We start from the raw sequence: 17435 nt of genomic DNA, 5'->3' as shown, positions 1-17435 counted from the left end.
ACCGGCATCGGTGCGGGAACGCGGCGATCCGTCAGGACCGCACGGTTCGGCCTGGAATCAGGCAGGGCATGCAGGCGAGGTCAGCTGCGCGAGCGACACGATCTGGCATGCGGTGATCTTCGACAGCTTCCACGTTCCGTTCTCGCCGGGAACGAATATGGCCGGAACGCCACCCTGCTGGACCTGGCCGTTGACGGTCAGCTGCAGCTGGCCGCTGGCGGTGCCGTCACCGTTGTCGATGACCGGGTCGAGAACGGTGACCTCGGCGTTGTTGGCCTTCGCGGCGGCGGCGACCTGGTTGATGAGCTCCGGATCCTGCTCCGAACCCTCGACCATGGCGGACTTGACCTCGAGCGGCGTGGCCGGATCGAGGCCCTGCACCAGAAGCGCGTTGAGATCGGCCGCGGTGGGCACCTCGATGGCTTCCGAGGTCTCGGCAGCTGCGGAAGTCGTCGTCGTGGTCTTGGTCGCCGTGTCGCTCTCGTCGGAGCCACACGCGGACATCGTGAGGGCTGCGGCGATTGCTACTCCGGCAACCGTGATCTTACGAAGCTTCAACTCAATAACCTCTTCATTCTCGGTGTTCGTTCTCGGACGATCTGAGCATCTATCGCTACCCGGGCCAACGTTACCCAAGGGTAAGCATCAGCGCCCGAGGCTACCTTCTCGTGGAGCCGGTCTCCACTCCGTCGTCCGGGCGGTGGGTCCGGTCACTCGAGCGAGCCTTCCACATCGGCCCGTTCGAGTTGCACGTCGTCCTCCTTGAAGGTCCGCGCCTTCCCCGGACCCGTTGTGCGCGTTTCGAATCGGACGGTCACGACACCGTGGCCGGCCCCCTGCACCCAGCCGTGACCGAAGTCCGGGTGCGTCACGTCGAGACCGGGATGCCACCGCGTGTCGATCGCCCGGGCGGGTGCGGGAGTGGGCGCGGAGAGGCCGTCGTCGGGGCCCGCCTCCGTGATCTTCGACTCCTGATAGCCCGGGACGTCCAGGTCCAGCTCGGGGAACAGCGAGCCCTGGCGGACCGTCGACAGTCCGGCGAATCCCACCCCGACCAGACGCACCGGCCCGAGTTCGAGCGGATCGATCACCTGCCGCTGCGCCGCCGCGACGAGGATCTGACGGTCGAGGGTCGCGTAGGGCAGCGTGACCGAGCGCGTCACGATGCTCATGTCCGCCTTCTTCAGCTTCAGCACCACCGTCCGCGCGGCCCGGCCGTCCTTCTGCAGGCGCCCGAACGCGGACGCCGCGCTCGACTCGACGGCACCCCGCAACTCGGCCATCGTGACGATGTCGGTGGCGAAAGTCGTCTCCGCACTGACCTGTTTGGACTCGGCGCGTTCGGCGACCGGCCGATTGTCGATGCCCTGCGCCAGCCGGTGCAGGCCCGGTCCGACCGTGGTGCCCAGAATGGACGCCACCTCCGATTCCGGGGTCCGCGCGAAACCGCCGATGGTCTCGATGCCTAGCCGCTTGAGCTTCTCCTCCGCGACCGGGCCGATGCCCCACAGTTTCCGCACCGGAAGCTCGTCCAGCACGGCATGCTGCTCGTCCGGCGGGATCACCGTGATCCCGTCGGGTTTGGCCAGACCGGACGCGATCTTGGCCACCTGCTTGCCCGACCCGGCGCCGATGGACGCGACCAGTCCCGTCTCCTCGAGCACGAGGGCGCGCAGTCCCTCGCAATAGCGTTGCACCGTGGCCGCATCCGCCCCGGCCAGCTCGGTCGGTTCGCCGAATGCCTCGTCCATCGACAGTTGCTCGAGCACCGGCATCGGGCCGCGGAGAGCGTCGAACACGGATTTGCTCAACATGCCGTAGAGGCGGCCCCGCGGCGGCAGCACCACCGCGCCCGGACCCACCAGCCTGCGGGCCTGATGCATCGGCATGGCCGAACGCGCGCCGAAGACCCTCGCCTCGTAGCTGGCCCCGGCGACGACACCGCGTCCGCCGAGACCACCGACGAGAACCGGGCGGCCGCGGAGCGTCGGCCGGGTGAGCTGCTCGACCGACGCGAAGAACGCGTCCATGTCGAGGTGCAACACCCACCGACGACTCACCTGGTGCAAAATACCCGCCCGGTCCGACAGGTCATGCCTTGGCGATCGCCGCCCGCACACCCTCACCGAGTTCGACGGCGTCGCCCGGCGCCTCGGCCAGTTCCAGCTCGACGGCGAGGATCTCGCCGGCGATCAGCTCCCGGTGCGCGAGCGCCCAGTCCCGCCGTTCCGCGGGCACGTCGAGGACGACGGTGATCCGGTCGGACACCTCGAGCCCGGCGGCGCGGCGCGCGTCCTGCAACTCGCGGATACGGTCCTTCGCCCACCCCTCGGCTTCCAGTTCCTCGGTGACCGCCGAGTCCAGGACGACCAGACCGGCCCCGTCGGGCAGGGCTGCCGTCGACTCCGGTTCGGCGGCGACCAGCCGCTGCGTGTACTCCTCCGGCAGCAACTCGATCCCCGCCGCGACCACGACGCCGTCCGAGTTCTCCGACCAGTCACCGGCCTTGACGGCCTTGATGACGGTCTGCACGTCCTTGCCCAGGCGCGGCCCCGCGGCGCGCGCGTTGACGACGAGCTCGAACCGGCCGTGCACGTCCACGTCGGTGGTGAGGTCGACCTTCTTGACGTTGACCTCGTCGGCGATGAGACCCAGATACGGGCGCAGGCGCTCCGCGTCGTCGGACGCGACCGTCACCTCGGGCAGCGGCAGCCGCACCCGGAGGTTCTGCGCCTTGCGCAGGCCCAGCACCGTCGAGCACACCGACCGCACCTCGTCCATCGCAGACACCAACTCCGCATCCGCCGGCAGCCCACCCTGGGCCGGCCAGACCGCGAGGTGCACGGACCGTCCGCCGGTGAGCCCCCGCCAGATCACCTCACTGATCAGGGGCAGCAACGGAGCGGCGAGCCGGGTGACCACCTCGAGCACCGTGTGGAGGGTGTCGACGGCGTCCTTGTCCTCGTCCCAGAAGCGCGAACGCGACCGCCGCACATACCAGTTCGTCAGCGCGTCGCAGAACGTGCGCAGTTCGTCGCACGCCCCGGCGATGTCGTTCGTCTCGAGCGCGCCGGTGATGGCGTCCCGGGTTCCGGCCAGCTTCGCGAGGATGTACCGGTCCAGGACATTCGTCGAATCCGTGCGCCATTCACCGGATGTCGGCGCGTACAGCTGCAGGAAGCTCCACGCGTTCCACAGCGGCAGCAGCGCCTGCCGGACACCCTCGCGGATGCCCTGTTCGGTGACGACGAGGTTCCCCCCGCGCAGGATCGGCGAGGACATGAGGAACCAGCGCATGGCGTCCGAGCCGTCGCGCTCGAACACCTCCTTCACGTCCGGGTAGTTGCCCTTGGACTTGCTCATCTTCAGGCCGTCTTCGCCCAGGACGATGCCGTGGGCCGCAACGGTCTTGAAGGCGGGACGATCGAACAGCGCCGTCGCCAGCACGTGCAGCGTGTAGAACCAGCCGCGGGTCTGGCCGTTGTACTCCACGATGAAATCGCCCGGGAAGTGGCTGTCGAACCATTCGCGGTTCTCGAACGGGTAGTGCACCTGCGCGTACGGCATCGACCCGGACTCGAACCAGCAGTCGAGGACCTCGGGCACGCGCCGCATCATCGACTTCCCGCTGGGGTCGTCGGGGTTCGGACGCACCAGGTCGTCGATCATCGGCCGGTGCAGATCCGTCGGGCGCACACCGAAGTCGCGCTCGAGTTCGTCGAGCGAGCCGTATACGTCCGTGCGCGGGTACGCCGGGTCGTCGGACACCCACACCGGAATCGGGCTGCCCCAGTATCGGTTGCGGCTGATGTTCCAGTCGCGCGCGCCCTCGAGCCACTTGCCGAACTGTCCGTCGCGGATGTGCTCGGGGACCCACGTGATGTCCTGGTTCAGCTCGACCATGCGGTCGCGGAACTTGGTGACCGCGACGAACCACGACGGGACCGCCATGTAGATCAGCGGCTGCCCGCTGCGCCAGCTGTGCGGGTACGAGTGCTCGATCGTCTCGTGCCGCAGCAACTTTCCAGCAGCCTTGAGGTCCTTGATGATCACGGGGTTCGCGTCGAACACCTGGAGACCCTCGTAGGGCGGCACCATCGCCGTGAACTTGCCGCCCGGGTCGAGCGGCTGCACGATCTCGATTCCGTTCGCCGTGCAGTACTCCATGTCCTCTTCACCGAAAGCCGGTGCAAGGTGGACGATTCCGGTACCGGACTCGGTGGTGACATAGTCGGCGGAGATGACGCGGTGCGCGTTCTCGTGTCCGACGAAGAAGTCGAACGGCGGGTCGTAGCGGAGCCCGACGAGGTCCGAACCCTTGTGCTCCGACAGCACCTCGGGTGCCTCGCCGAGTTCGCGGGCATAGTGACCCAGCCGATCCTTGGCGAGCACGTAGCGCTTGCCGTCGGCGCCCGTCACCTGGACGTAGTCGATGTCCGGGTGCACCGCGACAGCGAGGTTGGACGGCAGCGTCCACGGCGTGGTGGTCCAGATGATCGCGTTGGCGCCGTCGAGCGGGCCCTCACCGTGCAGCGGCATGTCGACCGTGACGGCGGGATCCTGGCGCATCTTGTACGCGTCGTCGAGCCGGGTCTCCTGGTTCGACAGCGGCGTCTGCTCGTACCAGCTGTACGGCAGCACACGGAAGCCCTGGTAGATCAGGCCCTTGTCGAACAGTTCCTTGAACGCCCACATGACCGACTCCATGAAGTCGAGGTCCAGGGTCTTGTAATCGTTGTCGAAGTCGACCCACCGGGCCTGCCGGGTGACGTAGTCGCGCCACTCGTCCGTGTACCGCAGCACGGAGGACTTGCAGTACTCGTTGAACTTCTCGAGACCCATGACGTCGATCTCGGACTTGTCCTTGATCCCGAGCTGCTTCTCCGCCTCGAGTTCGGCGGGCAGTCCGTGGCAGTCCCAGCCGAATCGGCGCTCGACCTTGTTGCCGCGCATGGTCTGGAACCGCGGGATCAGGTCCTTGACGTACCCCGTCAGGAGGTGGCCGTAGTGCGGGAGACCGTTCGCGAACGGCGGACCGTCGTAGAACACGAATTCGGGGGCGTCGTCGCGCTGGGCGACCGATGCCCGGAAGGTGTCGTCCTCGTCCCAGCCGGCCAGCACACGCTGCTCGATCTGGGGGAACCGGACACCCGCATCCTGGGAGACGCCGTAGTCGACCTTGGGGTAGGACTCGTTGCTGCTGGTCACGTTGCTGGTGTCGGTCACCGCGATCTCCTCGTGCCTGACGTACTCGGCACGGGGACGACGGAGACGCCTCCTGCGTCACCACCGCGGTACCACCCCGCTTGCACCCCGGAGGGCGCCTCTCGGTGCCGGGCTGTGACGGGCCCACCCGTTCGGTTCTACTGAGCCGGCGTACCGGCCGTTCTTCCGAAGGCTCCCCGGTGATGGCCGGATCGTCGCCGCGAAACTCGGTTACTGAATTATTCGCTGAATGCAGTCTAGCCGCCACCGGCGTGCGGCAGCTCAGTCGCCCTCGTCGGAACCGGGCGTCGTGTCCGCGTCCCGTGCGGGACCGCGTTCACCGGGAACACCGCTCGCGGGTTGCCCCGGCACGGTCGCCGCCTTCTTGCCCGCGAGGGCGCTGACGAGCAGCAGGACCGCTCCGGCGACGCACACTACGATGCATCCCCAGGCCCACACGACCGAACCGGTCATCAGAGCCACCACCAGGAGAGCGAACCCCACCGCTGCAAGAGCGAGTGTCACGACCAGCACGGCTCAACCTCTATCCGGGCCGCTGGCTGGGCAACTACCGCGCGCTCAGTCAGCTATTGCCCTTGGCGTAGGACTGGCTGTAATTGGACTGCGATCCACCCTGCGCGAACGAATCCTGACCGCCGTCCACCGGAACCGCGGATCCCCGCTGCTCCAGTTCCTCGAGCTGCGACTCCAGGTACGACTTCAGGCGCACACGGTATTCGCGCTCGAATGTCTTGAGCTGCTCGATACGACCCTCCAGCACGGAACGCTGCTGGTTGATCGTCGCCATGATCTCGGTGTGCTTCTTCTCCGCGTCCGCCTGCAGCGCGTCGGCCTTCTCCTTGGCCTGGCGCAGCTGGGTCTCGGACCGGGTCTGAGCGTCGGTAATCAGCGCTTCCGACTTCCGGCGGGCGTCCGCGATCATCGTCTCGGAACGGGTCCGCGCATCGCTGACCAGCTGCTCCGAGTTGGTGCGCGCGTTGCCGAGCAGCTGCTCGGACTCCGTCTTCGCGTCACTCGTGAGGCGGTCCGCCATCTCCTGGGCGAGACCCAGAACCTTGGCAGCCTGCATGTGTGCGTCGGCGCCCTGTGCAGGAGCGGCCGCAGCCGCAGCGGCGGGAGCCGGTGCCGGCGCGGGAGCCTTGGGCTGCTCGACGACGCGAGCCGGCTCTGCCTTGGGGGCGGGAGTCTGTGCTGCGGACGCGGAGCGTGGAGCCTTCTTCGCATCGGCGAGCTCCTTGTCGAGCTCCCCTACTCGCTGCCGAAGGTCGGCGTTCTCCTCGATCAGGCGCGACAACTCTTGCTCGACGAGGTCGAGAAACGCATCGACTTCGTCTTCGTTGTAGCCCCGCTTACCGATCGGTGGCTTGCTGAACGCGACATTGTGCACATCAGCGGGAGTCAGCGGCATGGAAGGATCCCTTCACGCGTCATTTGGCGGTCTAGCAAGCATTCAGTTACAGCGCAGTCTACGTAACGGTGAAACAAGACTGGATCAATGGGGTCCATTCTGTCACACCAGACCCGTAGCACGCGCTTGTCCCTGAACGATCGACATCAGGATGAAGACGATGAACAGCAAGACCATGATGGATAGATCCAACCGCACCCCCCCGAGATTGATCGGGGGGATCAACCGCCGGAGCAGTTTGACCGGAGGATCGGTGACCGTAAAAATCGCTTCGAGGATGACGACCACGACGCCGGTTGGCCGCCAGTCTCGTGCGAAGGTCCGTACGAACTCGACAATGATTCTGCCGATGAGTAGCAGCCAAAAGACAAACAGTATCAAGTAGATCACCGAGAACAAGGCCACACCTTCACTCTGCCTGAGAATGTCCGGCCGATCAAAACGAGCCGCGTGGCCAGGGCTTTCTCCGCCACAGCCGCCGCGGCCCGCGTCGTTTCGGACGTTCGGATCCCGATGGTCGTTTCCCCCGCTCGCCGGTTTACTTCTGGCTGTAGAAGCCGGTTTCCGCGATGCGGCGACGCTCCTCGGCAGAGACGTCGATGTCTGCGGGTGAGAGCAAGAACACCTTCGTGGCCACCTTGTCGAAGGACCCGCGCAGCGCGAATGCCAGTCCGGCGGCGAAATCGACGAGGCGCTTGGCGTCGGCGTTGCTCATCTCGACGAGGTCCATGATGACGGGGGTGCCGTCACGGAACCGCTCGCCGATGGTCCGGGCCTCCCCGTAGTCGCGGGGACGCAGTGTGGTGATCTTGGACAGCGGGCCCCCTTCGTCGAAGAGGGGTCCGCGACGACTCTCCACCCGCTCGGACCGCGTGTCGACGGCCAGCGCGCCGCGGGTGCTGCCGCGCACGGCACCGCTCGCACTGGGACGGGCCGACCGGACGGCCACGGGTTCGACCCGGGACGAGTGCCGCGGGCCGTCGTACCGGTCGAAGTCGTCGTCGAGGTCGTCCCGGCGGCCGGGAGCGTAGGCAGCCTTACTGAAGGCCGGCTCCGCGAAGTCACGGTCGTCGCGGTCGAGATACGGGTCACGTCCACTGTCACGCGCCGGTCGAGCGGGCCTGCGCGCAGGTTCCGGCTCGTCCAGGTACTCGTCCTCGTAGTCGTCGAGGGGAACCATGCCGAAGTAAGCCTTGAACTTGTGCAGACTGCTCATTGATCGACCTTCCTTGGCGCGGCGGACAGGATCCAACTGCGACCGGTCGCAGCGGTGTGGACGGGTTGGCGATCACCTGGGCGATCTACTTCGAGGTTATAGGCCTCGAACCCAACAGCGCGGTTCCGACACGCACGCACGTCGACCCGTGCCGGACAGCGTGCTCGAGATCATTCGTCATGCCTGCTGAGAGGTCCGTCGCATCCGGATGGTCGCGCCTGAGCCGCGCGTGTATCTTCTCCAGTTCCTCGAACGCCGCGTCCGGGTCGGCGTCGATCGGCGGAACCGCCATCAGCCCGCGGTATTCGAGTCCCGGCGACGACTGCACCTGCGCGGCAAGGTGTTCGAGGTCGGCGATCGCGGCACCGCCGCGCTGCGGATCGCCGTCCAGACTGACTTGGAGCAGCACCCGCAGAGGCTCGGGCCGCTCCCCCGCCTCGAGAGCCGCGGTCGCCGCGCGGCCGAGGGCGCCGACGAGTCGTTCGCTGTCCACCGAGTGGATGGCGTACGCCCAGTGCGCGACGGCCTTCGCCTTGTTGCGCTGGAGGTGCCCGATCATGTGCCACCGCACCGACGGATCCGTCACCGCGGTCCGGAACTCCGCGATCTTGGCGGTGGCCTCCTGCTCACGTGACTCCCCGAACTCGCGGCACCCGAGGTCGTACAGGATCCGCGCGTCGGATTCGGGGAAGAACTTGGTGACGGGCAGCAGCGACACCTCCGCGGGGTCGCGGCCGGCGTCCCGGCACGCCGCGTCGAGCCGTGCGCGCACGGCGCCCAGCGCAGCCTCGATCTCCCCGACCCTGCCCATCTTGTCCACTCCCACACCGAATCCTCGCCGCCGCCGGCGGCCGTCGTCACACGCTGTCTTGCCCAGTATCCATCCAGATCACCGCCGCGAGGCGACCGGTCGGGGCCTGCCGGCGATGACTGAACAGTGTCTGGTCCTCGATGGTGCAGCGCGGATCCTCCGCCACCCCCGAGACACCCGCGTCGAGCAGTTGCTTCCGCAGGCCGGCCCGCAGATCGAGGCCGGGGGTCCCCTTGACGGTGCGGGTGGCGCTGCCGGGAAGGAATTTCTCGACGTCCGCCTGCATCGCCGCGGGAACCTCGTACTGTCGGCCGCTCGCCGCCGGACCCAGGAAGGCGCCGATCCGGTCGACCCGCGCCCCCTGCTCGACCATGACGTCGAGCACCCGCGGAACGATGCCGATGCGTGCGCCGATCCGGCCGGCGTGGACGGCGGCGATCACCCCGGCCTCGTCGTCGGACAGCAGCACCGGGACGCAGTCGGCGCTGAGGGTCGCGAGTGCGAGCCCCGGCACCGTCGTCACCAGCGCGTCCGTGGCGGGCACCGGCACGTCGGTGGGCCCGTCGACCACGGTCACGTTGCGACTGTGGATCTGCTCCATCCAGACCAAGTGGTCGAAGGCCACGCCGATGTTGTCGGCCAGCCGACGCCGGTTCGCCTCCACGGCGGCCGGATCGTCGCCGACGTGATCACCGAGGTTGAACGTGTCGTACGGTGCGACGGACTGCCCACCGGCACGGGTGGTGACGACCCGGCGAACCCTGAAATCGGGGGCTGACGACGAACTCAACGACGCATGAAGGAGGGCACGTCGACTTCGTCTTCACCCTCCTCGTCGGACACCGGCACCGCACGGGACTGACCGTTTCCCGGAAGCGGCGGCAGACTGCTCGGGCTCTGGTGGGAGCTGATCGTCTCTCGGGTCACCGACATCGGCTCGCTGTGCTGCTGCTCGGCCTGCTGTCCGACCTCGCCCGCCCGCCCGGCACCGATGGCACTGCGACCGGCGGCGCCCGACTCGACCGGCCGACGGGCGGGGGCGCCGCCGTCGAACCCGGCGGCGATGACGGTGACCCGCACCTCGTCGCCGAGCGAATCATCGATGACGGTGCCGAAGATGATGTTCGCGTCGATATGGGCAGCTTCCTGCACCAGCGACGCCGCCTCGTTGATCTCGAACAGGCCGAGGTCGCTGCCACCGGCGATCGAGAGCAGCACGCCGCGCGCACCCTCCATCGACGCCTCGAGCAGCGGAGAGTTGATCGCCGATTCCGCGGCCTTGATGGCCCGGCCCTCGCCGCGCGAGGATCCGATGCCCATCAGCGCGCTACCCGCGCCGGACATGACGCCCTTGACGTCGGCGAAGTCGACGTTGATCAGACCGGGGGTGGTGATGAGGTCGGTGATGCCCTGGACACCGTTGAGCAGGACCTCGTCGGCGCTGCGGAACGCGTCCATGAGGCTGACTGCGGCGTCACCGAGCTGCAGGAGGCGGTCGTTCGGGATCACGATGAGGGTGTCGCACGATTCACGCAGCGACTGGATGCCGGTGTCGGCCTGGCCGCCGCGGCGCTTGCCCTCGAAGGAGAAGGGGCGGGTGACGACACCGACGGTGAGGGCTCCGAGCTTGCGCGCGATACTCGCCACGACCGGTGCGCCACCGGTACCCGTGCCGCCGCCCTCGCCTGCGGTCACGAACACCATGTCGGCGCCCTTGAGGACTTCCTCGATCTCGTCCTTGTGGTCTTCTGCGGCCTTGCGGCCGACTTCGGGATCCGCGCCGGCTCCGAGCCCGCGGGTGAGCTCCCGGCCGACGTCGAGCTTGACGTCGGCGTCACTCATCAGCAGCGCTTGCGCGTCGGTGTTGACGGCAATGAACTCGACTCCCTTGAGTCCCTGCTCGATCATCCGGTTGACTGCGTTCACGCCGCCGCCGCCGATGCCGACGACCTTTATTACGGCGAGGTAGTTGTGCGGGGGCGTCATCGGCTCTCGCCTTCCATGAGTGTGTATCACGCTTTCGTACAGATCAGTCCAGCCTGAACCCTCAACCTCAACCATAGGGTTACGGTTATGTCAAGTGCTGCCCGACTAGAGCGAAACGCTATGCACCGCCATACGGATACGCCATTAGGCGCGCCGAGACGCGCCGAGTTATTTGACGAACTCGCCCGCAACTCTTTCGCATCCGGGTCACGACCCCTCACCGCACCGTCGGCAGGTCGGGACTCGACACGTCGTACGTCTGCCCGGGCTGAGTGAGCAGCGGCAGGGTGACCGCAGCCTTGCGCTCGGACTTCTCCGTGCCGCCCCACACCACGGTCCGGCCGTCGAGCAACGTCACCGCGATATCCGAAATCGACTTCGCCACAATCTGTCCCACCTGACCGCGGAGCTGAGGCGGCATCGACTCCAGCACCTCGATCGCAGCCTCCGTCGACGGGTCGCCCCACCCCGGCGTCTCCGTCACCAGACGCGGCACCCCCGGCGGCGGCGGTGCGATCTCGTAGTCCACGGCCTCCACATCGAGAAGATGGGTACCGCCAGGGTTGTCGACGAACACGACGGGCACCCGCTCGGTTACCGTGACCCGGATGGTGGACGGGTACACCCGCTGGACGCGCGCGGACGCCACCTTCGGGATCGCGGCGACCCGCTGAGCCGCGCCCTCCGTGTCGACACGCAGCAACGGCTGCCCCTGCGGCACCGCCAGCACCTGGCGAATCTGCTCCTCGGAGACGGACGTCGCCCCCGCGACGTCCGTCTCCCGCACCGACAGCAGCGGCGTGAACCAGGCGACGAGGCCGAGCGCCACGACCACGACGACACCGACGACGCCCACCACCGCGGGCCGCCGGTACCACGGTCGCTGCGGCGTCTCCGCCGCCGCGGACTTCCGTGCCGCCGAAGCCGATTCGCGGGTGCGCCGCGTTTCGGGGTCGGTGACCGTCGAGGTGCGCCGACGCGAGGACGTCCGATCGCTCGCCGTCGCGCGGGCACCGGCCTCACGCCCTGGCCTCGGACTGCGCTGGACGTCGCGGCGGACAGGGCGGTCCGGCCGCTCCGACCGGCCCCGACGCTCCCGCGTCATCGCGACGGGTGGTGGTGCGGAGCCGCACGCAGAGCGTCGAGGATCTGGTTGCCGAGCATCGTCACGTCACCGGCACCCATGGTGATCACCACGTCCCCGGGGGTCGCGAGGGCCGCGACCTGCCGCGGCGCCTGCGACAGATCGGGCTGGTAGTGCACCGGCTTCGACACCGACAGCGCGACCAGGGCGCCACTGACACCCGGGAGCGGTTCTTCCCGCGCGCCGTACACGTCGAGGACCACGACCTCGTCGGCGAGGTCGAGCGCGTGCCCGAATTCTTCCGCGAATGTTGCTGTGCGGGAGTACAGGTGGGGCTGGAACACCACGATGACCTTGCCGCTGCGCACCGAGTCCTCGGATTCGCGACGGTCGGCCTCGTGGGGCTGGCGCACCAGATCGGCGGCGGCGCCGAGCACGGCACGCACCTCCGTGGGGTGATGAGCGTAGTCGTCGAACACGCGGACCCCGTGCTCGCGGCCGGTGAACTGGAACCGGCGGTGCACTCCCCCGAATCCGGCAATGCCTTCGAGGATCTCGTCCACGTCGGCACCGGCTTCCCGGGCGGCGAGGAGAGCGGCCAGAGCGTTGAGCGCCATGTGCCTGCCGGGCACACCCATCCGGACCGTCCTCGGCGCCTGTTCGCCGGCCAGCTGGAACTGCAGCACTCCGCCGACGTCCCGGGCCTCGAAACTCAGCAGCCGCGCGCCGACCTCGACGCCGTCGACGGGAGCGAAGGCCCCATCGGTGTTCTCGGCGCTGCCGTACCCCAGCACCCGCACACCGGGCAGTCCCCGCGCCGCCACCCGCTGCGCGAGCGCCGCGGACCCCGGATCGTCGAGACAGGCGACGAGCAGACCGCCGGGCGACAGACGTGCCGCGAAATCGTCGAACACCTGGATGTACGCCTCGGTGCTGCCGAAGTAGTCGAGGTGGTCGGCTTCGACGTTGGTGACGACGACGACGTCCGGTTCGTACTGGAGCAGCGAACCGTCGCTCTCGTCGGCCTCCGCGACGAACACGTCGCCGCTACCGTGGTGGGCGTTGGTTCCGGCCTCGTTGAGTTCGCCGCCGACCGCGAACGACGGATCGAAACCACAGTGTTGCAGCGCCACCACCAGCATCGACGTGGTCGACGTCTTACCGTGCGTGCCCGACACCAGCAGGGTGCGATGCCCCTGCATCAGCGAGGCCAGCACCGCGGGTCGCAGGATCACGGGTATCCCGCGCCGGGCCGCCTCCACGAGTTCCGGGTTGTCCTTCGGGATGGCTGCGTGGGTGGTGACCACGACGGTCGGGCCGCCGGGCAGCAGGTCGAGCGCGCCGGCGTCGTGACCGATCCGCACGTGCGCGCCGCGGGCACGCAGCGCGAGGACGCCGCGGCTCTCCTTGGCGTCCGATCCGGACACCTGCCCACCCCTGGCCAGCAGGATCCGCGCGATTCCGGACATTCCGGCGCCGCCGATCCCGACCATGTGGACACGTTCCAACTCCGCGGGCAGGTCGGTCATCGGGTTCCCCTCGTCAGCGCGGCCACGTCGAGCACGATGCGCGCAACCTCGGTGGCTGCGCTGCGGTGACCCGCGCCGGCCGCGCGTCGCCCCATGTCCTCGAGCTGTGCGGGATCACGCAGCAGAGGGATCACGGTCTCCGCGACGAATCCGGCGGACAGGTCTCCGTCGGCCACAATCATTCCACCTCCGGCGGCGACCACCGGTCGCGCGTTCAGTTCCTGCTCCCCGTTGCCGTGTGGCAGCGGCACGTACACCGCGGGAAGCCCCACCGCCGACACCTCCGCCACCGTCATCGCACCCGACCGGCAGATCACCGCGTCCGCGGCCGAATAGGCGAGGTCCATCCGCGACAGGTAGGGAACGGCCACGTACGGCGGGCCGCCCGGTGTCGCGGGAACGTCGAGGGTGTTCTTCGGTCCGTGCGCGTGCAGGACGGCCACACCGGCCGCTGCCAGCGACTCGGCCGCGCCCGACACGGCCTCGTTGAGCGACCGCGCGCCCTGCGAACCACCGAAGACGAGCAGTACGGGACCGTCGGCGGGGAGCCCGAAATGTGCGCGCGCCTCCGCCCGCAGGGCCGCCCGGTCGAGACCGGTGATCGACGCCCGGACCGGGATCCCGAGGATCTCCGCGTCCGAACGACCGCGTGCGGAGACTCCGGAACCGGCGACCGCGGCCAGGACCCGGGCGGCCCGGCGGGCACCGATCTTGTTGGCTATCCCGGCACTGGCGTTCGCCTCGTGCACCACGATCGGAATGCGGCGCCGGCGGCGCAGCAGTCCGGGGCCGGCCGCCAGATATGCCGGCAGCGCGACATACCCGCCGAATCCGACGACGACGTCGGCACCGGTCGCGTCGAGCACCTCGCGGGTGCGGCGCACCGACGCGCGCACCCGGCCGGGAAGTCGCAGCAGGTCGAGGGTGGGTTTACGGGGCAGCGGCACCGGAGGTATGAGCTCGAGCGGGTAGCCCCGCTCGGGAACCAGGGTGGTTTCGAGGCCACGCGCCGTACCGAGAGCGGTCACCACCGCGGTGTCGTCGATCGCCTTGATCGCATCGGCCACTGCCAGAGCCGGTTCGATGTGCCCGGCGGTACCACCACCGGCCACGATCACCGACAGGGTGGACTTGTCGCCGTTCACCTACGAAATCCTCGCTCTCCTGCTCGGCCACCCGAGCTTCGCTGTTGACGTGCACCTCGTTCGGGGGTGCGGCCCTTGCCGCGTTCGGGGCGGCCCTTCTCGTATGTGACGCTGCGGGTCCGTGGGGCCATCTCCCGACCGGCCCGCCGGCGGGCCTCGGCGCGGCGCACCGCCTCGGCGCGTGCCGCGTCGGCCCGCACCGGCGAATACGCCTCCGGCTTGCGGAGCCGGAGGAGACGACCGAACGGGCCGTCCTGTCCGGAGTGCAGCGCCGCGACCGCCTCCGGTTCGTGCCGCGCCGCGTTGGCGACGAGGCCGAACATGAACAGTGTGGTGGCCGTCGACGTTCCGCCGGCGGACACCAGCGGCAACTGCAGGCCGGTGACGGGCAGCAGCCCGATCACGTATCCGACGTTGATGAATGCCTGTCCGGTGATCCACACCGTCGCCGTTCCGGTGAGTAGGCGCAGAAACGGGTCGGCGGATCGGGCCGCGATGCGCAGGCCCGTGTACACGAACAGTCCGAACAAGCCGAGGACGGCGGCGCCGCCCAGATATCCGAGCTCCTCGCCGATGATCGCGAAGATGAAGTCGTTGTGGGCGTTCGGCAGGTAGCTCCACTTCGCGCGGCTCTGCCCCAGCCCTCGCCCCAGGATTCCGCCGTCGGCGAGCGAATACATCGCCTGCCGCGACTGGTACCCGATGCCCTGCGGGTCGGAACCGGGATTGAGGAACTCGCGCACGCGAGCGGAGCGGTAGCCGGCGGTGAGCGCGAGGATCACGATTCCGCCGAAGCCGGTGCCGACGATCGCGATGAACAGTTTCAGCGGCAGGCCCGCGAACCACAGCAGGGCCATCAGGATGATGGCCAGCGAGACCGTCGTTCCGAGGTCGGGCTGCAGGATGATCAGGACGAACGCGACGAGCGCGGCCGGCACCAGCGGAACGAGCATGTCCCGGATACTGGAGATGTCGCTGCGCCGCGACGCCAGGATGTGCGCGCCCCACACTGCCAGCGCGATCTTGGTGAGCTCGGCGGGCTGCAACGAGAATCCCGCCACGACGAACCAACCGCGGGTGCCCTGGGACACGGTGCCGATGCCGGGTATGAGGACCAGGACCAGCAGGATGATCGTGACCGCGAAGGCCGGGAACGACAGGGCGCGCATCACCCGGACCGGGATCTGCAGCGCCGCGTAGAACAGGCCGAGCCCGAGAGCCGCGAACAGCGCCTGCCGGGTGAAGAGGGTGTATGCCGAACCGTCGGAGGCGTAGGCCTCGACGCTCGAGGACGACAGCACCATCACCAGGCCGAGGACCGTCAGCAGAAACGCGATGGTGACCACGAGGTGGAACGACGCCAGAGGCCGCGACAGCCAGGCCCCGATCCGGGTGCGCGGGCCACGCGGAGGTGCCGTGCGCGTGCGGGGACTCGACGGTGCACGCTTCACCACCCCGGGGGCTGCCGCCGTGCGGGCCGGGGACCGCCGTCCTTCGGGGACGCGGCGGGTGCGGGCTCCGGCGGAGGTCATCGCAGAGTCCTGGAGATGTCCGACTCGTCGAGCCTGCCGACGGCGTCCGCGAAGCTGCGCCCCCGGTGGCCGTAACTGTCGAACATGTCGAGCGAGGCCGCCGCGGGCGCCAGGACGACGGAATCCCCTGCCGTTGCCAGCGCAGCCGCTTCGCGCACGACGACACCCATCACGCCGTCGCTGTCGGTGTCCGCCGGCAGCACCAGCCGGTGCGTCGCGGTCTGCGGGACTGCACTCACACCTGCATCGTCTCCCGTTTCGACAGTGACCACGGGAACCTCGGGGGCGTGTCGCGCAAGGGACTCTGCGATCTGCATCGCATCGCGGCCGAGCAGGACGGCGCCGGCGAGGCGACCCGCCACCTCGCGGACGAGGTCGTCGACCCGCGCACCCTTCAGCAGACCACCGGCGATCCACACCACCCGCTCGTGGGCGAGGATCGATGGGCGGGCGGCGTGCGGGTTGGTGGCCTTGGAGTCGTCGACGAATGTCACTCCCCCGACGTCGGCGACGTGTGCCGCGCGGTGCGGGCCCACGACGTGGGCGGCCAGACCTGCAGCGACGGCGTCCGGCGGAACTCCGATCGCCCGGGCCAGAGCCGCCGCGGCCAGGGCATCCATCTGTCCGGCAGGCCCGGGCGGGGTGATCCCCTCGGCCGGGGCAAGCCGCTCGCCGTCGGCGAACGCGCGGTCGACGAGATACCCGTCGTCGACACCCAGTTCGCCCGACGCCGGCACACCGAGCCGGAAACCCAGGGTCCGGTCTGCGAGGGACGAGGAGAAAAGAGAGGACGCGACTTCGTCGTCGAGCCCCAGCACCGCGACCTCACCGGTCAGGGCGCGGGCCTTCGCATCGATGTACGGCTGCATCCCGCCATGCCAGTCCAGATGATCTTCGGCGATGTTGAGGATCGCGCCTGCGGTCGGCCGGACCGACGGCGCCCAGTGCAGCTGGAACGACGAGAGTTCGACGGCCAGCACCTCCGCCCGGGGTTCGGTCTGCCGCAGGGCGTCGAGTACCGGAAGCCCGATGTTGCCGCAGGCCAGACTCGGCAGCTCGGCCGCCTCGAGGATGGACTGCAGCATGGAGGTCGTCGTGGTCTTGCCGTTGGTTCCGGTGACCACCAGCCACCGCCGGGGCGGACCGTAGAGCCCGGCCCGGTCGACGTGCCAGGAAAACTCGATGTCGCCCCAGATCGGCACCCCGTCCCCGGCGGCGAGCGAGAGCAGCGGCGCGTCCGGACGGAACCCCGGGCTCGTCACGACCAGCGCGAACTCGGCGACCCGGTCCCGCTCGGCGAGCAGATCGTCGATCGGGACGGTCGCGGCGCCGAGTCGCGCGCACTCGGCGAGGGCGTCGACGTTCGCGTCGGTGACGGTGACGAGCGCACCGAGGTCACGAAGCGGTTCGATGGTGGCCCGGCCGGAGACTCCCGCACCGGCGACGAGGACGCTGCGACCCCGCAACCAGTCGAGCCCGCCGTGTTCCTCTGCCACGT

The 17435-nt window shown here is 68.9% G+C and carries 15 protein-coding genes; all 15 read right to left on the bottom strand.

Features of this window, described 5'->3' with window-relative positions:
• Positions 1-57: 57 nt before the first annotated feature.
• Entirely contained in the window at positions 58-558 is a 501-nt protein-coding gene (locus tag GO592_RS08935) for a hypothetical protein (RefSeq protein WP_005247603.1), read from the bottom strand.
• A gap of 152 nt (positions 559-710) precedes the next feature.
• Positions 711-2060, bottom strand: a complete 1350-nt coding sequence (locus GO592_RS08930) for a DNA polymerase IV (protein WP_443218437.1) — start codon at positions 2058-2060, stop codon at positions 711-713.
• A gap of 31 nt (positions 2061-2091) precedes the next feature.
• Positions 2092-5226 carry an isoleucine--tRNA ligase gene (gene ileS / locus GO592_RS08925; RefSeq protein ID WP_007297436.1) on the bottom strand — a complete coding sequence of 1045 codons (3135 nt, stop codon included), beginning with the start codon at positions 5224-5226 and terminating at the stop codon, positions 2092-2094.
• A 261-nt stretch (positions 5227-5487) separates the two neighbouring features.
• Entirely contained in the window at positions 5488-5739 is a 252-nt protein-coding gene (locus tag GO592_RS08920) for a hypothetical protein (protein WP_005574455.1), read from the bottom strand.
• A gap of 49 nt (positions 5740-5788) precedes the next feature.
• On the bottom strand, positions 5789-6634 hold the full coding sequence (wag31, locus tag GO592_RS08915) for a DivIVA-like cell division protein Wag31 (protein ID WP_007297437.1): 846 nt from the start codon (positions 6632-6634) through the stop codon (positions 5789-5791).
• A 102-nt stretch (positions 6635-6736) separates the two neighbouring features.
• A complete protein-coding gene (locus tag GO592_RS08910; RefSeq protein ID WP_005247609.1) occupies positions 6737-7039 on the bottom strand; it encodes a YggT family protein in 303 nt (100 codons plus the stop codon).
• A 133-nt stretch (positions 7040-7172) separates the two neighbouring features.
• Positions 7173-7850, bottom strand: coding sequence for a cell division protein SepF (locus GO592_RS08905; RefSeq protein ID WP_005574458.1), 678 nt, complete (start codon positions 7848-7850; stop codon positions 7173-7175).
• A gap of 85 nt (positions 7851-7935) precedes the next feature.
• Positions 7936-8670: a YggS family pyridoxal phosphate-dependent enzyme gene (locus GO592_RS08900; RefSeq protein WP_007297438.1), complete on the bottom strand. Its 735-nt coding sequence runs from the start codon at positions 8668-8670 to the stop codon at positions 7936-7938.
• 37 nt (positions 8671-8707) lie between these two features.
• Positions 8708-9451, bottom strand: coding sequence for a peptidoglycan editing factor PgeF (gene pgeF / locus GO592_RS08895; RefSeq protein ID WP_005574462.1), 744 nt, complete (start codon positions 9449-9451; stop codon positions 8708-8710).
• Positions 9448-10647 (bottom strand): cell division protein FtsZ, encoded by a 1200-nt coding sequence (ftsZ, locus tag GO592_RS08890; RefSeq protein ID WP_005247614.1) that lies wholly within the window; start codon positions 10645-10647, stop codon positions 9448-9450. Before ftsZ ends, pgeF begins: the two co-directional genes overlap by 4 nt.
• Before the next feature lie 217 nt (positions 10648-10864).
• Entirely contained in the window at positions 10865-11752 is an 888-nt protein-coding gene (locus GO592_RS08885; protein ID WP_237720419.1) for a cell division protein FtsQ/DivIB, read from the bottom strand.
• Complete coding sequence (gene murC / locus GO592_RS08880; protein WP_007297440.1) at positions 11749-13260, bottom strand: UDP-N-acetylmuramate--L-alanine ligase; 1512 nt, start codon at positions 13258-13260, stop codon at positions 11749-11751. Before murC ends, GO592_RS08885 begins: the two co-directional genes overlap by 4 nt.
• Entirely contained in the window at positions 13257-14405 is a 1149-nt protein-coding gene (gene murG, locus GO592_RS08875; RefSeq protein ID WP_005247177.1) for an undecaprenyldiphospho-muramoylpentapeptide beta-N-acetylglucosaminyltransferase, read from the bottom strand. Before murG ends, murC begins: the two co-directional genes overlap by 4 nt.
• Positions 14402-15937 carry a putative lipid II flippase FtsW gene (gene ftsW, locus GO592_RS08870; RefSeq protein WP_007297441.1) on the bottom strand — a complete coding sequence of 512 codons (1536 nt, stop codon included), beginning with the start codon at positions 15935-15937 and terminating at the stop codon, positions 14402-14404. The genes murG and ftsW overlap by 4 nt, the downstream gene beginning before the upstream one ends.
• Positions 15934-17433 carry a UDP-N-acetylmuramoyl-L-alanine--D-glutamate ligase gene (murD, locus tag GO592_RS08865; protein WP_007297442.1) on the bottom strand — a complete coding sequence of 500 codons (1500 nt, stop codon included), beginning with the start codon at positions 17431-17433 and terminating at the stop codon, positions 15934-15936. Before murD ends, ftsW begins: the two co-directional genes overlap by 4 nt.
• Positions 17434-17435 lie beyond the last annotated feature (2 nt).

This window comes from Rhodococcus sp. 21391 (assembly GCF_016772255.1).
Classification (GTDB): domain Bacteria; phylum Actinomycetota; class Actinomycetes; order Mycobacteriales; family Mycobacteriaceae; genus Rhodococcus_F; species Rhodococcus_F opacus.
The sequence above is the reverse complement of the archived record's forward strand: the minus strand, read 5'-3'. Positions and strand labels throughout refer to the sequence as shown.

Coding starts and splice junctions, on each gene's coding strand:
- wag31 (WP_007297437.1), bottom strand. CDS start 6,634: ATGCCGCTGACTCCCGCTGATGTGCACAATGTCGCGTTCAGCAAGCCA.
- GO592_RS08905 (WP_005574458.1), bottom strand. CDS start 7,850: ATGAGCAGTCTGCACAAGTTCAAGGCTTACTTCGGCATGGTTCCCCTC.
- ftsZ (WP_005247614.1), bottom strand. CDS start 10,647: ATGACGCCCCCGCACAACTACCTCGCCGTAATAAAGGTCGTCGGCATC.
- GO592_RS08885 (WP_237720419.1), bottom strand. CDS start 11,752: ATGACGCGGGAGCGTCGGGGCCGGTCGGAGCGGCCGGACCGCCCTGTC.
- murC (WP_007297440.1), bottom strand. CDS start 13,260: ATGACCGACCTGCCCGCGGAGTTGGAACGTGTCCACATGGTCGGGATC.
- ftsW (WP_007297441.1), bottom strand. CDS start 15,937: ATGACCTCCGCCGGAGCCCGCACCCGCCGCGTCCCCGAAGGACGGCGG.